This is a genomic window from Methylobacterium indicum, assembly GCF_001043895.1.
GTDB lineage: Bacteria > Pseudomonadota > Alphaproteobacteria > Rhizobiales > Beijerinckiaceae > Methylobacterium > Methylobacterium indicum.
This window is the reverse complement of the sequence record NZ_JTHF01000012.1, coordinates 1-17,167: the sequence shown is the minus strand read 5'-3', so window position 1 is coordinate 17,167 and position 17,167 is coordinate 1. Positions and strand designations below refer to the sequence as shown.

General features: G+C 72.4%; 18 protein-coding genes and 1 riboswitch. Of the genes, 10 read left to right on the top strand and 8 right to left on the bottom strand.

The features are described 5' to 3' along the window. Positions 1-200: 200 nt before the first annotated feature. The 4 genes from cobW to QR78_RS01535 all read right to left on the bottom strand — a co-directional run bounded on the left by cobW (position 201) and on the right by QR78_RS01535 (position 2,634). Positions 201-1,235: a cobalamin biosynthesis protein CobW gene (cobW, locus tag QR78_RS01550; RefSeq protein WP_048425723.1), complete on the bottom strand. Its 1,035-nt coding sequence runs from the start codon at positions 1,233-1,235 to the stop codon at positions 201-203. Then, the gene (locus tag QR78_RS01545; RefSeq protein WP_048425722.1) at positions 1,232-1,609 is read right to left on the bottom strand and encodes a DUF1636 family protein; all 378 of its coding nucleotides are present in this window, start codon (positions 1,607-1,609) and stop codon (positions 1,232-1,234) included. The genes cobW and QR78_RS01545 overlap by 4 nt, the downstream gene beginning before the upstream one ends. Then, positions 1,606-2,373: a CbtA family protein gene (locus QR78_RS01540; RefSeq protein WP_048425721.1), complete on the bottom strand. Its 768-nt coding sequence runs from the start codon at positions 2,371-2,373 to the stop codon at positions 1,606-1,608. The genes QR78_RS01545 and QR78_RS01540 overlap by 4 nt, the downstream gene beginning before the upstream one ends. A gap of 84 nt (positions 2,374-2,457) precedes the next feature. After that, positions 2,458-2,634: a CbtB domain-containing protein gene (locus QR78_RS01535; RefSeq protein ID WP_048425720.1), complete on the bottom strand. Its 177-nt coding sequence runs from the start codon at positions 2,632-2,634 to the stop codon at positions 2,458-2,460. Positions 2,635-2,665: 31 nt separating this feature from the next. Further along, positions 2,666-2,869, bottom strand: a riboswitch (cobalamin riboswitch). Between the two features lie 121 nt (positions 2,870-2,990). On the opposite strand from QR78_RS01535, the gene cobU reads away from it, so the two are divergent. From cobU to QR78_RS01520, 3 genes are all read left to right on the top strand, one after another. Next, on the top strand, positions 2,991-3,503 hold the full coding sequence (cobU, locus tag QR78_RS01530) for a bifunctional adenosylcobinamide kinase/adenosylcobinamide-phosphate guanylyltransferase (RefSeq protein ID WP_048425753.1): 513 nt from the start codon (positions 2,991-2,993) through the stop codon (positions 3,501-3,503). Beyond that, positions 3,500-4,105 carry a cob(I)yrinic acid a,c-diamide adenosyltransferase gene (gene cobO, locus QR78_RS01525; RefSeq protein WP_048425719.1) on the top strand — a complete coding sequence of 202 codons (606 nt, stop codon included), beginning with the start codon at positions 3,500-3,502 and terminating at the stop codon, positions 4,103-4,105. The genes cobU and cobO overlap by 4 nt, the downstream gene beginning before the upstream one ends. Before the next feature lie 205 nt (positions 4,106-4,310). Continuing rightward, positions 4,311-5,072, top strand: coding sequence for a prephenate dehydrogenase/arogenate dehydrogenase family protein (locus QR78_RS01520; RefSeq protein WP_048425718.1), 762 nt, complete (start codon positions 4,311-4,313; stop codon positions 5,070-5,072). A gap of 83 nt (positions 5,073-5,155) precedes the next feature. Here QR78_RS01520 and QR78_RS01515 read toward each other — a convergent pair whose 3' ends face one another. The 4 genes from QR78_RS01515 to serS form a co-directional block, all read right to left on the bottom strand. Continuing rightward, positions 5,156-6,733 carry a peptidoglycan DD-metalloendopeptidase family protein gene (locus tag QR78_RS01515; protein ID WP_244276377.1) on the bottom strand — a complete coding sequence of 526 codons (1,578 nt, stop codon included), beginning with the start codon at positions 6,731-6,733 and terminating at the stop codon, positions 5,156-5,158. 155 nt (positions 6,734-6,888) lie between these two features. Next, positions 6,889-7,500, bottom strand: a complete 612-nt coding sequence (locus QR78_RS01510) for a protein-L-isoaspartate O-methyltransferase family protein (protein ID WP_048425752.1) — start codon at positions 7,498-7,500, stop codon at positions 6,889-6,891. Positions 7,501-7,589: 89 nt separating this feature from the next. Then, the gene (gene surE, locus QR78_RS01505) at positions 7,590-8,351 is read right to left on the bottom strand and encodes a 5'/3'-nucleotidase SurE (protein WP_048425716.1); all 762 of its coding nucleotides are present in this window, start codon (positions 8,349-8,351) and stop codon (positions 7,590-7,592) included. Further along, the gene (gene serS / locus QR78_RS01500; protein ID WP_048425715.1) at positions 8,351-9,667 is read right to left on the bottom strand and encodes a serine--tRNA ligase; all 1,317 of its coding nucleotides are present in this window, start codon (positions 9,665-9,667) and stop codon (positions 8,351-8,353) included. The genes surE and serS overlap by 1 nt, the downstream gene beginning before the upstream one ends. Before the next feature lie 490 nt (positions 9,668-10,157). Here serS and QR78_RS33760 point away from each other — a divergent pair, with 490 nt between their 5' ends. The 7 genes from QR78_RS33760 to QR78_RS32325 all read left to right on the top strand — a co-directional run. Next, positions 10,158-10,454: a hypothetical protein gene (locus tag QR78_RS33760; protein WP_125901012.1), complete on the top strand. Its 297-nt coding sequence runs from the start codon at positions 10,158-10,160 to the stop codon at positions 10,452-10,454. A 336-nt stretch (positions 10,455-10,790) separates the two neighbouring features. Beyond that, positions 10,791-12,548, top strand: a complete 1,758-nt coding sequence (argS, locus tag QR78_RS01495) for an arginine--tRNA ligase (protein WP_048425714.1) — start codon at positions 10,791-10,793, stop codon at positions 12,546-12,548. Positions 12,549-12,732: 184 nt separating this feature from the next. Continuing rightward, positions 12,733-14,094 (top strand): SPOR domain-containing protein, encoded by a 1,362-nt coding sequence (locus QR78_RS01490; protein ID WP_048425713.1) that lies wholly within the window; start codon positions 12,733-12,735, stop codon positions 14,092-14,094. Between the two features lie 250 nt (positions 14,095-14,344). Then, positions 14,345-15,358, top strand: coding sequence for a beta-N-acetylhexosaminidase (nagZ, locus tag QR78_RS01485; protein ID WP_048425712.1), 1,014 nt, complete (start codon positions 14,345-14,347; stop codon positions 15,356-15,358). 12 nt (positions 15,359-15,370) lie between these two features. Further along, complete coding sequence (locus QR78_RS01480; protein ID WP_048425711.1) at positions 15,371-16,150, top strand: segregation and condensation protein A; 780 nt, start codon at positions 15,371-15,373, stop codon at positions 16,148-16,150. Further along, positions 16,147-16,794 carry an SMC-Scp complex subunit ScpB gene (scpB, locus tag QR78_RS01475; RefSeq protein WP_048425710.1) on the top strand — a complete coding sequence of 216 codons (648 nt, stop codon included), beginning with the start codon at positions 16,147-16,149 and terminating at the stop codon, positions 16,792-16,794. Before QR78_RS01480 ends, scpB begins: the two co-directional genes overlap by 4 nt. Before the next feature lie 210 nt (positions 16,795-17,004). Next, positions 17,005-17,167, top strand: a 163-nt coding sequence (locus QR78_RS32325) for a twin-arginine translocase TatA/TatE family subunit (protein WP_048425709.1), incomplete at its 3' end; no start/stop codon positions are given.

Sequence of the window (17,167 nt, the reverse complement as noted above, 5' to 3'; positions counted from 1 at the left end):
CTCCGGGGCTGGGGGTTTCGACAGTCGAGGTTCGGCCTCAACCCGACGCCATGGCGTCAGGCATCGCGCTTCGAAAGTAAAGCGTGGGTCCCTCCTCTCCCCGCGGACGGGGAGAGGGGACGATCCGCGCTTCTTCCCGGCATGGACGGCCCGTCGCAGTCTGCGAGACCCGGTACGCCGGAACCGGCGTACCGTTTCCGTCAGCCCTTCAGCGCCGCCGTCACCGCCGCCTTGTCGAAGCCCGTGAGCCCGATCACCACCAGCGTGCCGTCGCGGTGCTCGGCCGGGCGCCAGGGACGGTCGTAGTGGTGCGCGACGCGGCGGCCCACGCCCTGGACGACGAGGCGCATCGGCTTGTCGGCGACGGCGCAGAAACCCTTGATGCGCAGCACGCCGGCAACCTCGGCCGCCTTGGCGACGCGGGCGGCGAGGTCCTCGGGCGAGCCCGCGGCCGCGACGGGGATCGCCACGCTCTCGAAGTCGTCGTGATCGTGGTCTTCCTCCGTCTCGTGATGCGAGGGCCGGGCCGCGAGGTCGTCCTCGGCGGCCGCGTTGAGGCCCAGCAGCACGCGGGGATCCAGCGCCCCGTGGGCGGTCTCGACGAGCTTGACGGCACGCGGCAGGTGCGCCTCGACCTCGGCGCGGACGCGCGCCCGCTCGCCCTCGTCGAGGAGGTCGGACTTGTTCATCACCACGAGGTCGGCGCAGAGGAGCTGGTCCTCGAAGACCTCCTCCAGCGGGTTCTCGTGGTCGACGCTGGCATCGGCCGCGCGCTGGGCGGCGAGCGCGTCGGGATCGTCCGCGAAGGCGCCGGACGCCACCGCCGGGCCGTCCACCACCGCCACCACGCCGTCCACCGTGACCCGCGAGCGGATCGCCGGCCAGTTGAAGGCCTGGACGAGGGGCTTGGGCAGGGCGAGGCCGGAGGTCTCGATCAGGATGTGCTCGGGCGGGTCGGGCCGGTCGAGGAGCTTGTTGAGCGCCGGCACGAAGTCGTCCGCCACGGTGCAGCAGATGCAGCCGTTCGGCAGCTCCACCACCGCATCGGCGTCGCAGCCCGGGATGCCGCATTCGGCGAGCAGCGACCCGTCGAAGCCGACATCGCCGAACTCGTTGACGATGATGGCGAGCCGCCGGCCGTCGTTGTGCTCGATCGCGTGGCGCACCAGCGTCGTCTTGCCGGCGCCGAGGAAGCCCGTGACGATGGTGCAGGGGATCTTGTTGAGGATGGTCATGCGTTCACCGGCGCGGGAGGGATGCGGGCGACGACACCCTTGCGGAACTCCTGCGGACGCTCGCGCCAGGGCACGATTCCGTCCGGCGTCCCGGCATAGAGGCCGATGCCGTCGAGGATGATGTCGGCGGAGGTCGCCGGGTCGAGGTCGCCGTAGACGTAGGTCCAGCGGCCGGGGCTCGCGACCGCGACCGTGCAGGACCGCTTGCAGACCGAGAGGCATTCCACCGGCTCGATCGTGACCGGCGCGCCGGGCCGGGCGGCCAGCGCTGCGGCCAGCGCGTCATGCAGGCGGGCCCCGGCGCGGGGGCCGTCGGCCGGATCGGCGGCGTCGCGGCAGGTGGTGCAGACGTAGAGGACAACCGGATCACTCATGCCGCCACCCCGCTGCGGACGGGATGCCCCGTCCGCCCTGCCACGGCGCCCCAGGCCCAGCCGAAGGCGAGGCCGAGCACCGCCCAGAAGGCGAAGCCGATGGCGAGCGACCGGGCGGCGAACTGCGCCGCGAAGACCGGCGGCATGGCGGAGATTTCTTCCGGCCCGTGCGGCGCGCCCCAGACATGCGGCGCGACGAGGAGGGCGAGGCCGATGCCGATCGCCGCCGGGCCGCGGCGGATCGCGATCAGGTAGAGGCCGGCCGCCGTGGCGAGGGCGGTCGCCACCCACCAGAGCTGGCGCGATTCGAGGCCCGCCGCGGCGATGCCGGGCAGTTCCGGCGGCAGCCCGATCGCGGGAGCGAGGCCGGCGGCCAGGAAGCCGCCGATGCCGAACTTGAGCGCTTCGCCCGGCGTCACGGTGCGGCCGGTCGCGACCAGGACGGCGCCGAGCAGCAAGGCGTAGCCGACGCCGCTCACCAGGGTGGCGAGGGCCGTGAAGGCGAGGCGCGGCAGGCCGGGGGCGGGCTGCCATTGCGGCTCGCCGCCATGGTCGTGGCCGGCCTGGTCGTGTCCGGCATGGGCCAGCACGATCAGCGGGTTGGACAAGGCCCTGCCGGCGAGAGCCGGCCCGGCGGTCTCGGCCGTTTCGTACTTCTCCGCCGCCAGGATCAGCGGCGAGGTGAGGGCGAATTGCAGCACGGACGCCACGCAGGCGGCCAGGAAGCCGGCGACCAGGGCCGCGGCGAGCAGTCGTTTCGTCATGGGATCCCCTGCACGACCAACGGGAAACGGGCCCGCACCCCGTGAAGGGCGCAGGCCGCGCAGCCGCGTTCGGTCAGTCCCTGGTCAGTGGCAGGGGAAGTTGGCGGAGTGGCGCCAGTCGTGCGCGGCGTTGTGCAGGGCGACCACGGGCGCGAAGCCGGAGACGAACAGCAGACCGACGCCGAGGGTGGCGGCCAGGAGGACGGCGCTCAGGCGCTCGCCGACCAGGGCGGGGGAGAGGGAACGGGTGATCGCGACCATGACGAAACTCCTGCCGCCCCACCGGCGGCGTCGAGAGGAAAGGATGACGGCAGGTCTCCTGGCTCGCGGGCTCTCAACACCGGCCCACCGCCTTCCCGGATCGCTCCAGTGGCCGATGGCGGGCCGTAATCGTCCGCTCACAGTTGCGGGGGCAGCCGCGGCAGGCCGGAACGATCCCGGTTTCCGCGTTCCCTTTTCACCTCGTGACCGAGGCACCGTCGCGAAGACCCTAGCGGCTCGCCTGCGGGCTTGCAATCGCCGCCCCGTCCCCCGACACCCCCCATTCGATGGATTTCCACCCGACCCCCGCGCCCGAGGAGAGTTCCGTGCCGGACGAGACCCGCGCCGCGCCGCGCCTGACCCTGGTGCTGGGTGGCGCCCGCTCGGGCAAGAGCGCCTATGCCGAGGGGCTGGTCTCGGCGCGGGCCGGCCCCTGGCTCTACGTCGCGACGGCGCAGGGGTGGGACGACGAGATGCGCGAGCGCATCGCCCTGCACCGCGCCCGCCGACCGCCGCCCTGGGAGACCGTGGATGCGCCGCGCGATCTCGCCGGGGCGATCCGCCGGGCGCCGCCGGGCCGGCCGGTGCTGGTCGATTGCCTGACGCTCTGGCTCACCAATGCGATGCTGGACGAGGAGGCCGACCTCGCCGCCGAGGTCGCGGCGCTGCTCGCGGCCTGCGCCGCGGCGCCCGGGCCCCTGGTGCTGGTCTCGAACGAGGTCGGGTTCGGCATCGTGCCCGAGAACGCGCTCGCCCGCCGGTTCCGCGACGAGGCCGGCCGCCTGCACCAGCGCTTGGGCGCGCTCGCCGACCGGGTGGTGCTGGTGGTGGCGGGCCTGCCCATGACGATCAAGGGAGAGACGCAATGAGCGACGACGAGGCGGCGCGCCACCGCGCCAAGATGGAGAAGCGCAAGGCGGTCCAGGACGCCGAAGTGGCGGGCAAGACCATCGAGAAGGGCCTGCTCATCGTCCATACCGGCCCCGGCAAGGGCAAATCGACGGCGGCCTTCGGGCTGATGCTGCGGGCGCTCGGCCGCGGCTGGCGGGTCGGGGTGGTGCAGTACATCAAGGGCGCCTGGGAGACCGGCGAGCGGTTCGCCCTCGACCGGTTCGCCGACCAGGTCGAGTGGCACACGATGGGGGAGGGCTTCACCTGGGAGACCCAGGACCGCGACCGCGACGTGGCCGCCGCCCGCGCCGCCTGGGCGACGACCGAGGCGCTGATGGCCGATCCGGCGATCCGGCTCCTCGTCCTCGACGAGCTCAACATCGCGCTGCGCTACGACTACCTGCCGCTGGCGGACGTGGTGGAGGCCCTGAGCCGGCGCCGGCCCGACCTGCACGTCGTGGTGACGGGCCGCAACGCCAAGCCGGAGCTGATCGCCGCCGCCGATCTCGTGACCGAGATGACCCTCGTCAAGCATCACTTCACGGCCGGTGTGAAGGCGCAGGAGGGTATCGAGTTCTAACGGGGCAGAGCCCGATTGACGGCGCCGGCCGGCGGGAGCTACAGGCTCGGCCATGACCAGCGCCCTCCCGACCGGACTCTATCCCGCGCCGCAGCCTTAAGCGGCGGAGTGCTCGTCATTTCTCAACCGCTGCGACGTGTCGGCGGTTGAGGCTTTCCCCCCAAGGTCCAGGCCCGCCGACCTCGCCCATCCCCGAGGTCTTCCCGTGCCGTTTTCCCTCGATCCTCCCGTTTCGATCGGCCTGATCGGCTTCGGCGCCTTCGGACGCCTCGTCGCCGCGCATCTGGGGCCGCACGCCGACTTGCGCGTCCACGACCCGTTCGTGCCCGCGGGTGCGATCGCGGAAACGGGCGCCGCGCCCGCCACGCTCGCCGAGGCCGCCGCCTGCCCGGTGGTGATCCTCGCCACCCCCGTCGCGACCCTCGCCGCCGTGGTGGAGAACATCGCTCCCCACCTGCGGCCGGGCGCCCTCGTCCTCGATGTCGGCTCGGTGAAGGTGCGGCCGGCCGAGATCATGCGGGCGGGGCTGCCGGCCCACATCGACATCGTCGCCACCCATCCGCTCTTCGGGCCGCAGAGCGCGCGGGACGGGTTGCGCGGGCTCAAGATCGCGCTCTGCCCGGTGCGGGGCGGCCGGACGCGACGGGTCGGCGCCTTCCTGCGCCGCGCCCTCGGCCTCACCGTGATCCTGACCACGCCGGAGGCGCATGACCGCGAGGCGGCGGCGGTGCAGGGCCTGACGCACCTCATCGCCAAGGTGCTGGTGGCGATGGAGCCGCTGCCGACCCGGATGACGACCCGCAGCTTCGACCTGGTGATGCAGGCGGTCGGCATGGTCCGGCACGACGCCCCGGAGGTCTACCACGCGATCGAGCGCGAGAACCCGTTTTCGGCCGAGGTGCGGCGGCGGTTCTTCGCCCTGGCGGCGCGGATGGACGCGGAACTCGGGGAGGGCGCGTCCCGCTAGAGCATTTTCCGACGAAGTGGATGTCGGTCACGAAAAAAGCGGGACGCTCGCGCGCCCCGCTCTTCCTCACCCTCGATCGACGTTCAGTTGCTCGCGAGGTGCGGCATCGGGTCGACCGGGGTGGCGCCCTTGCGGATCTCGAAGTGCAGCTGCGGCGAGGTCACGTTGCCCGACGCGCCGGACTTGGCGATGGTCTGGCCGCGCTTCACCTTCTCGCCCGGCCGCACGTCGATCTCGCCGTTATGGGCGTAGGCCGACACGTAGCCGTTGGCGTGGCGCACCAGGACGAGCTTGCCGTAGCCCTTCACGTCGCTGCCGGCATAGGCCACGGTGCCTTCCTCGGCGGCCTTGACCGGCGTGCCTTCCGGCACCGCGATGTTGATGCCCTCGTTGCCGCTCGAGCCGTAGCCGTTGATCACCCGGCCGCGGGCCGGCCAGCGGAAGGTCGATTGCGGATCGGGCGCCGCCGGGGCGACCGCCGGGGCGGGAGCCGGCGCGGGCTCGGGCGCCTTCTCGGGCAGGGCCGCGACCTTCACGGGCTTGGCCGGCTCGGGCTTCGGCTCCGGCTTCGCCTCGGCGACCTTCTTCGGCTCGGGCTTCTTGATCTCGGCCTTGGCCTCGACCGGCTTCGGCTCGGGCTTCTTGGGCTCGGGCTTCGTCTCGGCCTTGGCCTCGATCTTCCTGGGCTCGGGCTTGTGCAGCTCGGCGACCTTCTTCACCTCGGGCTTGGCCTTCTCGGCGACCTTCGGCTCCGGCTTGTGCTCGACCTTGGGCTCGGGCTTCCGGGCCTCGACCTTGGCGGCCTTCGGCTTCACGGCGGCCTTCTCGTCCTCGTCGTCGTCCTGCTGGCGCGCAGCGACCTTGGCGGTGGCCTTCGCCTGCGACTTGCTCGCGACCCGCTCCTCCTCCTCGCGCGGCTCGGGCTTGCGCAGGTTGAGCTTGGCGGCGCGCTCGGCGGCGGCGGGCGCCACCGGCTTCGCCTCGGCCTGGCCGGGGCGGACGGGGGCCTTGCGGGCCGGTTCCGGCTCGCGGCGGGCGGGCTCGGCCCGGACCGGCTCGGGACGGGGCGCGACCTCGGCCACCCGACGCACCGGCTCGGGGGCGCGGGTCTCGGCGGGGCGGGCCTCGGCGACCTGCATCCGTGGCGCCGGCGGCACCGTGCGGGCGCTCATCGCCGCGCCGCCGGCGTGGTAGACCGGGATCACGATCTGGCGGCCGGCGGTGACCTGCGCGGCGCTCGACAGGCCGTTGGCCTGGAGGATCGCGGCGGCCGGCACGCCGAAGCGGGTCGACATCTGGTTCAGGCTGTCGTTGGCGCCGACCGTGATGGTGGTGCCGCCGGTCGGCGACCAGCCGGCCGGGCCGCCGGTCACCGGCGCCGCGGCGGCGACGCGGGGCGTCAGGACCGGGGCGGCGGCCAGCGGGCGGCTCGTGACCGGCGACGCCAGGGGGGCGGCCAGCGGCCGCGACTGGATCGGCGCCGAGCGCACCGGCGCCGTCAGCGCCTCACCCTCGGGCAGGCTGCCGGTGGCCCCGGGTTCCCCGCTGGCGCTCGATGAGAACGGGTTCGAGAACGGATCGAGCCGCACCGCATCGGTGCTGCAGGCCGCCGTGGCGCCCCCGATCAGCCCGATGAGGGCGAAGCGCGACAGCCTCCGCATCCCCTTGCCTGCCCCGCGATCCCGCATCGACGCACCCGTACATCCACGCAACCCTATGACCGGGATTCAAACAGGATTCAGGTTAAGCTTCCGTTGCGGGGCGATGTTTCGGGCTCATCAAGCGGGGCCGTGGCGGGAGTGGACGCGTCGGCGCGTCAGAGCGCCGCCGCGAGACCGGGCGTCAGCGGGCCGATGCGCAGCGGCGTCTCGCGCACCTGCCGCCACGGGCCGTCCGCCTCCTGGGCGATGGCGACGAGGCGCGGCCCCGCCGGCGTCGTGAGCGCCCCGACGAGGCGCCCGCCCGGGTTCAGGCGCGCCAGCAGCGAGTCGGGCAGGTCGCGCAGCGTGCCGTTGACGAGGATGCGGTCGAACCCGCCGGTTTCCTCCGGCGGCGCATGGCCGTCCGCGAGCGCCACCATCGCGGCGTCGAAGCCGAGCGCGTCGAGGCGCGAGCGGGCGTTGCGCGCGAGCGTCGCGTAGCGCTCGAGGCTCACCACCTCGGCCGCCCCGAGGCGCAGCAGCAGGGCGGTGGCGTAGCCCGATCCGGTGCCGATCTCGAGCACCCGGGCTCCTTGCGGGTTGAGCGCCGCCAGCATCGTGGCGATGACGCTCGGCGCCGTCATGGTCTGGCCGCAGGGGAGCGGCAGGGCGAGGTCGCGGCGGGCGAGGTCGCGGAAGGCGAGGGGGGCGAAGGCTTCCCGCGGCACCCGCTCCATCGCGCCGAGCACCGCGGCGTCGCGCACGCCGCGGGCCCGGAGCCCCAGCACGAAGGCCGCGGTCTCGACCGCGCCGGCCGAAGCCTCACCCGATTCTCGACCCGGTTCCGTCCCGGGCTCTCCGGCCGGCGGCGCGGCGTTCACGCGAGGGCCTGGGCGTAGCGCGTCAGCGTCGGCTCGTCGGTGAGGTCGAGGCGCAGCGGGGTTACCGAGATGAAGCCGTCGGCGATCGCCTTCAAATCGGTGCCGTGGCCCGGCTCGAACCGCGCCTTGGCGAAGGCGAGCCAGAAATACGGGTTGCCGCGCCCGTCCATCCGCTCGTCGATCGACAGCAGGGCCTGATTGCGTACGCCCTGCGCCGCCACCGCGAGGCCCTTCACGTCGTCGGGCTCGCAATCGGGGAAGTTGACGTTGACCAGGATGCCGGGCTCGATCCCGACATCGAGGATCCGCCGCACCGTCGCGGCGCCGTGCCGGGCGGCGGTGTGCCACTTCACGTTGGCGCGCCCGCCGATGCCGTAGGCCTGGCTCAGCGCCACCGCCTTCACGCCGAGGATCGTCGCCTCCATGGCGCCCGCGATGGTGCCCGAATAGGTCACGTCCTCGGCGACGTTCTGGCCGCGGTTGACGCCGGACAGCACGAGGTCGGGCCCGTGATCCTTCAGGAGATGGCGGATGCCCATGATGATGCAGTCGGAGGGCGTGCCCTTCACCGCGAAGCGCTTCTCGCCGGCCTGGCGCAGGCGCAGGGGATCGTTGAGCGACAGCGAGTGCGACACGCCGCTCTGGTCGGTCTCCGGCGCGACGACCCAGACGTCGTCCGAGAGCTGCCCGGCGATCTCCTCCAGGCAGCGCAGGCCCGGCGCGTGGATGCCGTCGTCGTTGGTGACGAGAATGCGCATCAGCGCTGTCCTTCGATGCGGGTGAGGCCGCCCATGTAGGGCGCGAGGGCCGACGGGACCGTGATGCTGCCGTCGGGGTTCTGGTAGTTCTCCATCACGGCAATCAGCGCGCGGCCGACCGCGACGCCCGAACCGTTCAGGGTGTGGACGTAAGCCACGCCCTTGCCCTCCTTCGGGCGGTAGCGCGCCTCCATCCGGCGGGCCTGGAAGTCGCCGCAGACCGAGCAGGACGAGATCTCGCGATAGGTCTTCTGGCCCGGCAGCCAGGCCTCGATGTCGTAGGTCTTGGCGGCGGCGAATCCCATGTCGCCGGTGCAGAGCGTGACGACCCGGAACGGAATGTCGAGGCGCTTCAGCACGGCTTCGGCGCAGGACAGCATCCGCTCGTGCTCCTCGGTCGAGCGCTCGGGCGCAGTGACCGAGACGAGCTCGACCTTGCTGAACTGGTGCTGGCGCAGCATGCCGCGGGTGTCGCGGCCCGCCGCCCCGGCCTCGGCCCGGAAGCAGGGGGTGAGCGCCGTGAAGCGGAGCGGCAGCTCGTCCTCGGCGAGGATCGATTCGCGCACGAGGTTGGTGAGCGGCACCTCGGCGGTCGGGATCAGCCAGCGGTTCGGCGCGCCGCTCTCCTGGGCGATCTCGGGCGTGCCCTGGACCGCCGCGAACTGGTCGTCGCGGAACTTCGGCAGTTGCGCGGTGCCGAACATCGCCTCGTCGCGCACCAGGAGCGGCGGCGCCACCTCGGTATAGCCGTGCTCGCCCGTGTGCAGGTCGAGCATGAACTGGCCGAGCGCTCGCTCCAGCCGGGCGAGCTGGCCCTTGAGCACCACGAAGCGCGAGCCGGAGAGCTTCGCGGCGGCCTCGAAGTCCATCAGGCCGGTGGCCTCGCCGAGCTCGAAATGCTGGCGGCCTTCTTGCGCGAGGCCACGGCCCTCGAACAGGCTCTTCTCGACGTTGTCGTGCTCGTCGCGGCCCTCCGGCACGCCGGGACCCGGGAGGTTGGGGATCGCCGCCAGGCGCTCGGCGAGCGCCTTGCCCGCCGCGTCGGCGGCGGCATCGAGCGCCGGCGCCTCCTCCTTGAGGCGGGCGACCTCGGCCATCAGCGCTTGGGCCCGGGCCTCGTCCTTCGCCTTCTTGGCCGCGCCGATCTCCTTCGACAGGGCGTTGCGCTTCTCCTGGGCGCCCTGCGCCGCCGAGATCGCGGCCTTGCGGGCATCGTCGAGGCCGATCAGCTCGGCCGAGAGCGGCTCCAGCCCGCGGCTCGCCAGCCCCTTGTCGAAGATCGCCGGGTTGTCGCGGATGGCCCGGATGTCGTGCATGGCGCGGTCCGAATCGTTTGTCTCTGAAGGGCCGGAGAGTCCGGCGATGACGCCAGGACGCTTTGCAGCATCGGCTACGCCGCGACAAGGGAGGAGCCTGCCGCCCACGGCTACGACCAACCCACACGTTGGCGCCGACAGCCAACCCTTTTTCATGTCGTCATGAACGGTATCGTCGGCCGCGGCCGCTCCGTTCACGGTGCCGAGATCGCCGTGCACTCATAGACGAGATTCGGGGGAGATCGACGCGCAGGCAAGCCCCTTGAGGTCGATGTGCCGACGCTTCATTTGGGTGTCCCGTTTGCCAGCCAGAGAAACCGGCCGACCAAATTCAGCCAGCGGTTATTTGGCAGCCAAATGTTTCTTGCGCGATGGCCGTGTCAAACAATTGATCGGATGGCCCACCGGGCCTATCTTCAGCGAGTGAGGGCCGCGGTGGCAGCCGCGACCCTCGTTAGGCGACTTGCTAGGCCGCTACCAGAGCCCGATCGTGATGGTCACAGACCATCCGGTCGGGTTTTTGGCAACGATGACGGTGATCATCGGAAATCCGATCACGCCGTTCACCTCCCTTCCAGCCATGCCTGCTCAAGCCCTCGCGGGTTTCGGTGACGTCCGGCAAAATCCGCCACAAGCTCCGCTCGCCACGGAGCCGTCGCGACTGGAAGGGTGTGTCGCCTGCAAAGACGATAACATTCTCGCCGCCTGCTTCAAGGTTCAGAAAAAAATTGTGCCGCATAATGCATTGTGGTGTCTTAACAGGGATTTCACGATATTTAACGATTGATTAACCATTTTTCCCTGATCTGGAACGCATTTTGAGCGCAAATCAACAGATCAATAATCGTACCGGTGCAGTTCGATGAACTTGTCGACGTAGCGCAAGGCGTTTACGAAAAATCTCGCGCTGCGGCGCATGAGCGACCTTGAGAGATGCGGCTCTGGTTCCGCGCCACCATTCCCATGCGGCTGCGGGGGAGCGATGTGCCATGCGTCCGGCGTGGCGACCCGATCCCATCTCAGCCCCGCTTGCAGCCGGCCGCCCCGGCGTGAGAAGAGCGCCCCGTGCAGGCTGGGGGCCCTCCGCCCCGGCCGGCCCGAACTTTGCAGAACTGGTCAACGCATGAACATCTTCGCCGCCTTCGAGGCCCGCATCGGCGAGGCGCTCGAGACGCTCACCCGCGCCGGCACCCTCCCGGAGGGGCTGGACCGCGCCCGCGTGGTGGTCGAGCCGCCGCGCGATTCGAGCCACGGCGACCTCGCCACCAATGCCGCCCTGGTCCTCGCCAAGGAGGCCCGCACCAACCCGAAGGCGCTCGCCGAGGCGCTCGCCGCCGACCTGCGCACCGACCCCAGGGTGACGGAAGCCAGCGTCGCCGGGCCGGGCTTCATCAACCTCCGGCTGAACCCTTCGATCTACGGCGAGGTGGTGCGGGCGGCGCTGCGCGACGGCGACGCCTACGGCCGCGGCGCCGCGGTGCCGGGCGGGGTCAACGTCGAGTACGTCTCGGCCAACCCGACCGGGCCGATGCATGTCGGCCACGGCCGCGGCGCGGTGTTCGGCGACGCGCTGGCGAACCTCCTCGTCGCGGCCGGCCGCGACGTGACCCGCGAGTACTACATCAACGATGCCGGCGCCCAGGTCGACGTGCTCGCCCGTTCGGCCTTCCTGCGCTACCGCGAGGCCCTCGGCGAGACGGTGACGATCCCCGAGGGGCTCTATCCGGGCGACTACCTCGTGCCGGTCGGCGAGGCCCTGAAGGCGCAGTACGGCGACACGCTGCGCGACAAGCCCGAGGCCGAGTGGCTGCCGCTGGTGCGCGACTTCGCCATCGACCGGATGATGGACCGCATCCGCGAGGATCTGGCGGCCATCGGCATCCATCACGACGTCTTCTTCTCCGAGCGCACGCTCCAGGCCGGGGGCGAGGGCGGTGCCGTCGCGGCGCTGATCGCCGACCTGCGCGAGAAGGGCCTCGTCTACGAGGGCCGGCTGCCCCCGCCCAAGGGCCAGCTGCCGGAGGATTGGGAGGACCGCGAGCAGACGCTGTTCCGGGCCACCGCCTTCGGCGACGACATCGATCGGCCGCTGCTGAAGTCCGACGGCAGCTTCACCTACTTCGCCTCGGACATCGCCTATCACCGCTCGAAGGTCGAGCGCGGCGCGGTCGAGCTGATCGACGTGCTCGGCGCCGACCACGGCGGCTACGTCAAGCGCATGCAGGCCGCCGTGAAGGCGGTCTCGGACGGGAAGGCGGCCCTCGACGTCAAGCTGTGCCAGCTGGTGCGGCTCCTGCGCGGCGGCGAGCCGGTGAAGATGTCCAAGCGCGCGGGCGAGTTCGTCACCCTGCGCGAGGTGATCGACGAGGTCGGTCGCGACCCCGTGCGCTTCATGATGCTGTACCGGAAGAACGACGCCACCCTCGATTTCGACCTCGCCAAGGTGGTCGAGCAGTCGAAGGACAACCCGGTCTTCTACGTCCAGTACGCGCATGCCCGCGCCGCATCCGTGTTCCGCCAGGCCCGCGAGGCCTTCCCCGATCTCGACCTGTCGCCGGCCGCCCTGGCGCGGGCCGACCTGTCGGGCCTCACCGATTCGGGCGAGCTCGACATGATGCGCCTGATCGCCCAGGTGCCCCGCGTGATCGAGGCGGCGGCCGCCGCCCACGAGCCGCATCGCCTCGCCTTCCACCTCTACGAGCTGGCCAGCGCGTTCCATAGTTTCTGGAACAAGGGCAAAGACTTGCCGCAATTACGGTTTGTTAATCAAACCGACAGAAAGTCCACGGAGGCGAGGCTGGCCCTCGTCGCCGCCCTCAAGGGCGTGGTCGCGTCCAATCTCGGGATCCTCGGCGTCGGTGCACCCGACGAGATGCGCTGAGGCTCGGCGCCGGGATCGGCGCGCGACCGGACGCCGCGGAGGGTGCGAAGGCGCCTTCGCGGCGGGACGCGAGCGATGGGATCTGCCGGCCGCCCTCCCCATATCGGGGTGGGCGGCCGATGTCGCCGAGCCGGCCTGCTGCAGCGCCGCGAGGTGACGTGAGGGCGAACAGGATGGTGCTGCCATGACGACGAATGCTTCCCGGGTTCCCGTCGACTACGACGGCTTCGAGCACGATCGGCAGCCGACCCCCGCCCAGCCCGGCGCGCGGCCCGATCCGCTCGCCGAACTCGCCCGCATCGTCGGTCAGGACGATCCGTTCCGCGCCCTGCTCGAGGCCAAGGAAGCCAAGGAGGCGACCCGCAACGCGGAAAGCCGCGGCCGCGTCGAGCCGGTGCTGCCGAGCTACGGCGAGGCGGGCTTCGCCGCACCGGCGGGCGCCCTCGCCGCCGGCCGGTCCGAGCCCACGATGGCCGCCCCGTCGCACCCGCCGGCCGGGGCCTTCAACCAGTACCTCGCCGCCTCCGAGCACGAGGCCGTCGCCGATCCGGTCCCCGCGGCCGGCGAGGCGGAGCCCGCCCTCGCCGCCGAGCCGCGGCCCCGCGGCCGCCGGCGCATCGCCCTCGTCGGCACGGCGCTCGGCATCGTGGCGGCGTCGATCGGCGGCGCCCTGACCTGGAAGGCCTTCCATCACGGCCGCTCCGGCGCGCCGATCCTGGTCATGGCCGATCAGGCGCCGCTCAAGGTCGCGCCGCAGAATGCCGGCGGCGTCGAGATCCCGGACCAGAACAAGCAGATCTACGAGCGCGGCACCACCGCCAAGGATGGGCAGATCCGCATCGTCAACCGCGAGGAACAGCCCCTCGACGTGAAGCAGGCGGCCCGGGCCCTCGTGGCCGAGGCCGGCCCCTCCGCCTCGCCCGCCACCCCCGGCAACGCGCTGACCGAATCGCTCGGCGAGCCGCGCCGGGTGCGCACCGTCTCGGTGCGGCCCGAGCCGTCGCCGGCCGAGGCCCAGCGCGCCGCCCAGGAGGCCCAGCAGAAGGCCGCGCAGGCGCAAGGCGCCGCCGCCTCGCCGATCCCGACCATGACCCTGCCGACCGAGGCTACCGGCTCGACCCCGGCCCCGGCCCCGGTGACGCCGCGCAGCAGCGCCCGGGTCGTACCGATCGCCCCGCAGACCCCGGCCGCGGCGGCCGAGGCCCCGGCGCCCGAGACACCGGCGCCCAGGCCGCCGCAGCGCGTCGCTTCCGCCGAGCCGCCCACCACCACCCAGGCGATGCCGACGCCCCAGGCGCCGGTCGGCGGCTTCTCGGTCCAGCTCTCGGTGCGCGCCACCGAGAAGGAGGCCGAGGTCGCCTTCAAGCAGGCCCGCGAGCGCTACGCCGCCGTGCTCGGCAACCAGTCGCCGCTGATCCGCCAGGCCGAGGTCAACGGCAAGTCGATCTATCGCGTCCGCGTCGGGCCGATGTCGAAGGAGAGCGCCGACGGCCTGTGCGGCAAGCTCAAGTCGGCGGGCGCGGCCTGCTTCGTCGCCAAGAACTGAACCGGTAAGAACTGAGCCGGCAAGAACTGAGCCTGTCGAGCGCCCGAGCCGGATGCCTCCGAAGGGAGGCTTCCCGCTTCGGCCGGGCCGGGGGAAACCCCGCTTCTGTGGCGCTCCGCCGACAGCCCCGCACCGGAAAAGCGCGCTAGATTCCGCGTCCTCGAATCGCCCGTCCCGCTCCCCGATGCCCCTGGCTGCGGGCGGGGTGGGCTCCCCGTTCCAGCCCCCGAACCGACGAGAATCGCCGTCGATGACGAGCCTTGCCCTGATCCTCGGCTGCGCCGGCCCGACCCTGAGCGCCGACGAGGCCGCCTTCTTCCGCGAGGCGCAGCCCTGGGGCTTCATCCTGTTCAAGCGCAACATCGAGAGCCCGGAGCAGGTCCGCGCCCTCACGGCGGCGCTCCGCGAGACCATCGGCCGGGCCGATGCGCCGATCCTGATCGACCAGGAGGGCGGGCGCGTGCAGCGCATGACCCGTCCGCACTGGAACGCCTACCCGGCCGGCCGGACCTACCTGCGCGCCGGCGGCCCGGAGAACGGCCCGGCGCTCGCCCATCTCGGCGCCCGCCTGATGGCGCACGATCTCGCCTCGGTCGGCATCAACGTCGATTGCGCGCCGGTGCTCGACGTGCCGGTGCCGGGCGCCCACGACGTCATCGGCGACCGGGCCTACGGCACCGAGCCGGCGGTGGTGGCGGCGTTCGGCCGCGCGGTGGCCGAGGGCCTGATGGCCGGCGGCGTGCTGCCGGTGATGAAGCACGTCCCCGGCCACGGCCGCGCCGGGGCCGACAGCCACCACGCCCTGCCGGTGGTCGAGGCGACCCCGGGCGAGCTCGACGCCCACGACTTCCAGCCGTTCCGGGCACTCGCCGACCTGCCGATGGCGATGTCGGCCCACGTCGTGTTCCGCGCCCTCGATCCCGACAACCCGGCCACGACCTCCGCGACGGTGATCCGCGAGATCGTGCGCGGCCGCATCGGGTTCGACGGCCTGCTGATGACCGACGACCTCTCGATGAACGCGCTCGCCGGCGGGTTCCGCGACCGCGCCGCTGCGGCCTTCCGGGCCGGCTGCGACGTCGGCCTGCACTGCAACGGCGTCCGGGCCGAGATGGAGGAGGTCGTGGCGGCGGCGCCGTCCCTCGCCGGCGAGGCCCTGCGCCGGGCCGAGGCCGCCCTGGCGCGCCTCGCCCCCGACACGGCGTCCTTCGACCCGATGGAAGCCCGCGCCCGCCTCGATGCCGGGCTCGCCGCCGCGGCCTGACGGGACGCGGCGATGAGGGCGGACGAGACCGCGCGCGAGATCGACGAGGACGCGTCCGAGGGCGCGGCCTTCGTGGTCGACGTCGACGGTTTCGAGGGCCCCCTCGACCTGCTGCTGGAACTGGCGCGCCGCCAGAAGGTCGATCTTGCCCGGATCTCGATCCTGGCGCTCGTCGAGCAGTACCTCGCCTTCATCGACGAGGCGCGGCGCCTGCGGCTCGAACTGGCGGCGGATTACCTGGTGATGGCGGCCTGGCTCGCCTACCTCAAGTCGCGGCTGCTGCTGCCGGCCCCGCCCCGCGGCCCCGAGCCCGCGGCCGGCGATCTCGCCGAGGCCCTGGCCCTGCGGCTGCGCCGGCTCGACGCCATCCGGGCCGCCGCCCTGATGCTCTCGGAGCGTACCCGGCTCGGCCGCGACGTCTTCGGCCGCGCCGCCCCCCTGCCGGAGCCCGAGGCGGGGGAGGGCGGGTCCTTCGCCGTCTCCCTGCACGACCTCATCGCCGCCTATGCCCGCCAGTGCCAGGAGCGGGCCGGGGCGCAGGTCACCCTGCCGCCGCGCAACGTGTGGTCGCTGATCGACGCCCGGACCGCGCTGGAGCGCCTGATCGGCCCCTGGGACGACTGGACCGATCTCGATTCCTGCCTCGCCCGGTACCTCGCCGACCCGAAGAGCCGCGCCACGGTGCGCGCCTCCTCGCTCTCGGCGGTGCTCGAACTCGCCCGCGAGGGCCGGCTCCTCCTGCGCCAGGACGCCCCCTACGCGCCGATCCAGATCCGCGCGGCCGGGCCGTGAGCGCAAGACCTCCCCGCCCGACCGAGCCGCCCGTTCCCTCGCAGGCCGTGCGCCTCGCCGAGGCGCTGATCTTCAGCGCGCCGGTGCCGCTCGGGCCGGCCGCGCTCGCCGCCCGGCTGCCGCCCGGCACCGACGTGCCGGCGGTCGTCGCCGAGATCGCCCGGGCCTACGCGACGCGCGGGCTCACGCTCGTCCGGGTGGCCGGCGGCTACGCCTTCCGCACCGCCCCCGACCTCGCGGGCGCCCTGCGGGGCGACGCGCCCGAGCCGCGCAGGCTGTCGCGGGCGGCCCTCGAGACCCTGGCGATCGTCGCCTACCACCAGCCGGTGACCCGGGCCGAGATCGAGGAGATCCGCGGCGTCACCACCTCCAAGGGCTCCCTCGACCTCCTGCTGGAGACCGGCTGGGTGCGCCTGCGCGGCCGGCGCCGCACGCCGGGGCGACCGGTGACCTACGGCACCACCCCGGCCTTCCTCGACCATTTCGGCCTCGATGCGATTTCCGACCTGCCGGGCCTCGACGAGCTGAAGGGCCTCGGCCTGATCGAGGGACGGCTGCCGGCCGGCTTCCGGGTGCCGCAGCCGGGCGACGGCGCCGATCCGGACGACGATCCGCCGTCCGGCGAGGGCGAGCCGATCGCATGAAATCCCCGGTGGTCATTCCGTCCGTCTCTGAGGAAGCGCCGGAGGAAACGCTTGTTTTCGCCTCTTCGCGTCCTTAGGTTCCGGCCGGACCGTACGCGCTCGGCTCAGCCGGTGCGGCGACGATGAGCGTGCGGGATCAGAGGTTTGGGGCGTGCGAGAACGCCCCGTGACGAGTGCGGCAGCGAAGCTGACGCTGCGCGGGAGAGAACCATGGGCGGCGCGAGTATCTGGCACTGGATCGTCGTCGGCGTGATCATCATGCTGCTGTTCGGGCGCGGCAAGGTGTCCGATCTGATGGGCGACGTCGCCAAGGGCATCAAGGCCTTCAAGAAGGGCATGGCCGACGACGATCCAGTGCCAGATACTCGCGCCG

Coding starts and splice junctions, on each gene's coding strand:
- surE (WP_048425716.1), bottom strand. CDS start 8,351: ATGCGCATTCTCGTCACCAACGACGACGGCATCCACGCGCCGGGCCTG.
- cobW (WP_048425723.1), bottom strand. CDS start 1,235: ATGACCATCCTCAACAAGATCCCCTGCACCATCGTCACGGGCTTCCTC.
- QR78_RS01535 (WP_048425720.1), bottom strand. CDS start 2,634: ATGGTCGCGATCACCCGTTCCCTCTCCCCCGCCCTGGTCGGCGAGCGC.
- serS (WP_048425715.1), bottom strand. CDS start 9,667: ATGCACGACATCCGGGCCATCCGCGACAACCCGGCGATCTTCGACAAG.
- QR78_RS01515 (WP_244276377.1), bottom strand. CDS start 6,733: ATGCGGAGGCTGTCGCGCTTCGCCCTCATCGGGCTGATCGGGGGCGCC.
- cobO (WP_048425719.1), top strand. CDS start 3,500: ATGAGCGACGACGAGGCGGCGCGCCACCGCGCCAAGATGGAGAAGCGC.
- QR78_RS01480 (WP_048425711.1), top strand. CDS start 15,371: ATGAGGGCGGACGAGACCGCGCGCGAGATCGACGAGGACGCGTCCGAG.
- nagZ (WP_048425712.1), top strand. CDS start 14,345: ATGACGAGCCTTGCCCTGATCCTCGGCTGCGCCGGCCCGACCCTGAGC.
- argS (WP_048425714.1), top strand. CDS start 10,791: ATGAACATCTTCGCCGCCTTCGAGGCCCGCATCGGCGAGGCGCTCGAG.
- QR78_RS01540 (WP_048425721.1), bottom strand. CDS start 2,373: ATGACGAAACGACTGCTCGCCGCGGCCCTGGTCGCCGGCTTCCTGGCC.
- QR78_RS01545 (WP_048425722.1), bottom strand. CDS start 1,609: ATGAGTGATCCGGTTGTCCTCTACGTCTGCACCACCTGCCGCGACGCC.
- QR78_RS01490 (WP_048425713.1), top strand. CDS start 12,733: ATGACGACGAATGCTTCCCGGGTTCCCGTCGACTACGACGGCTTCGAG.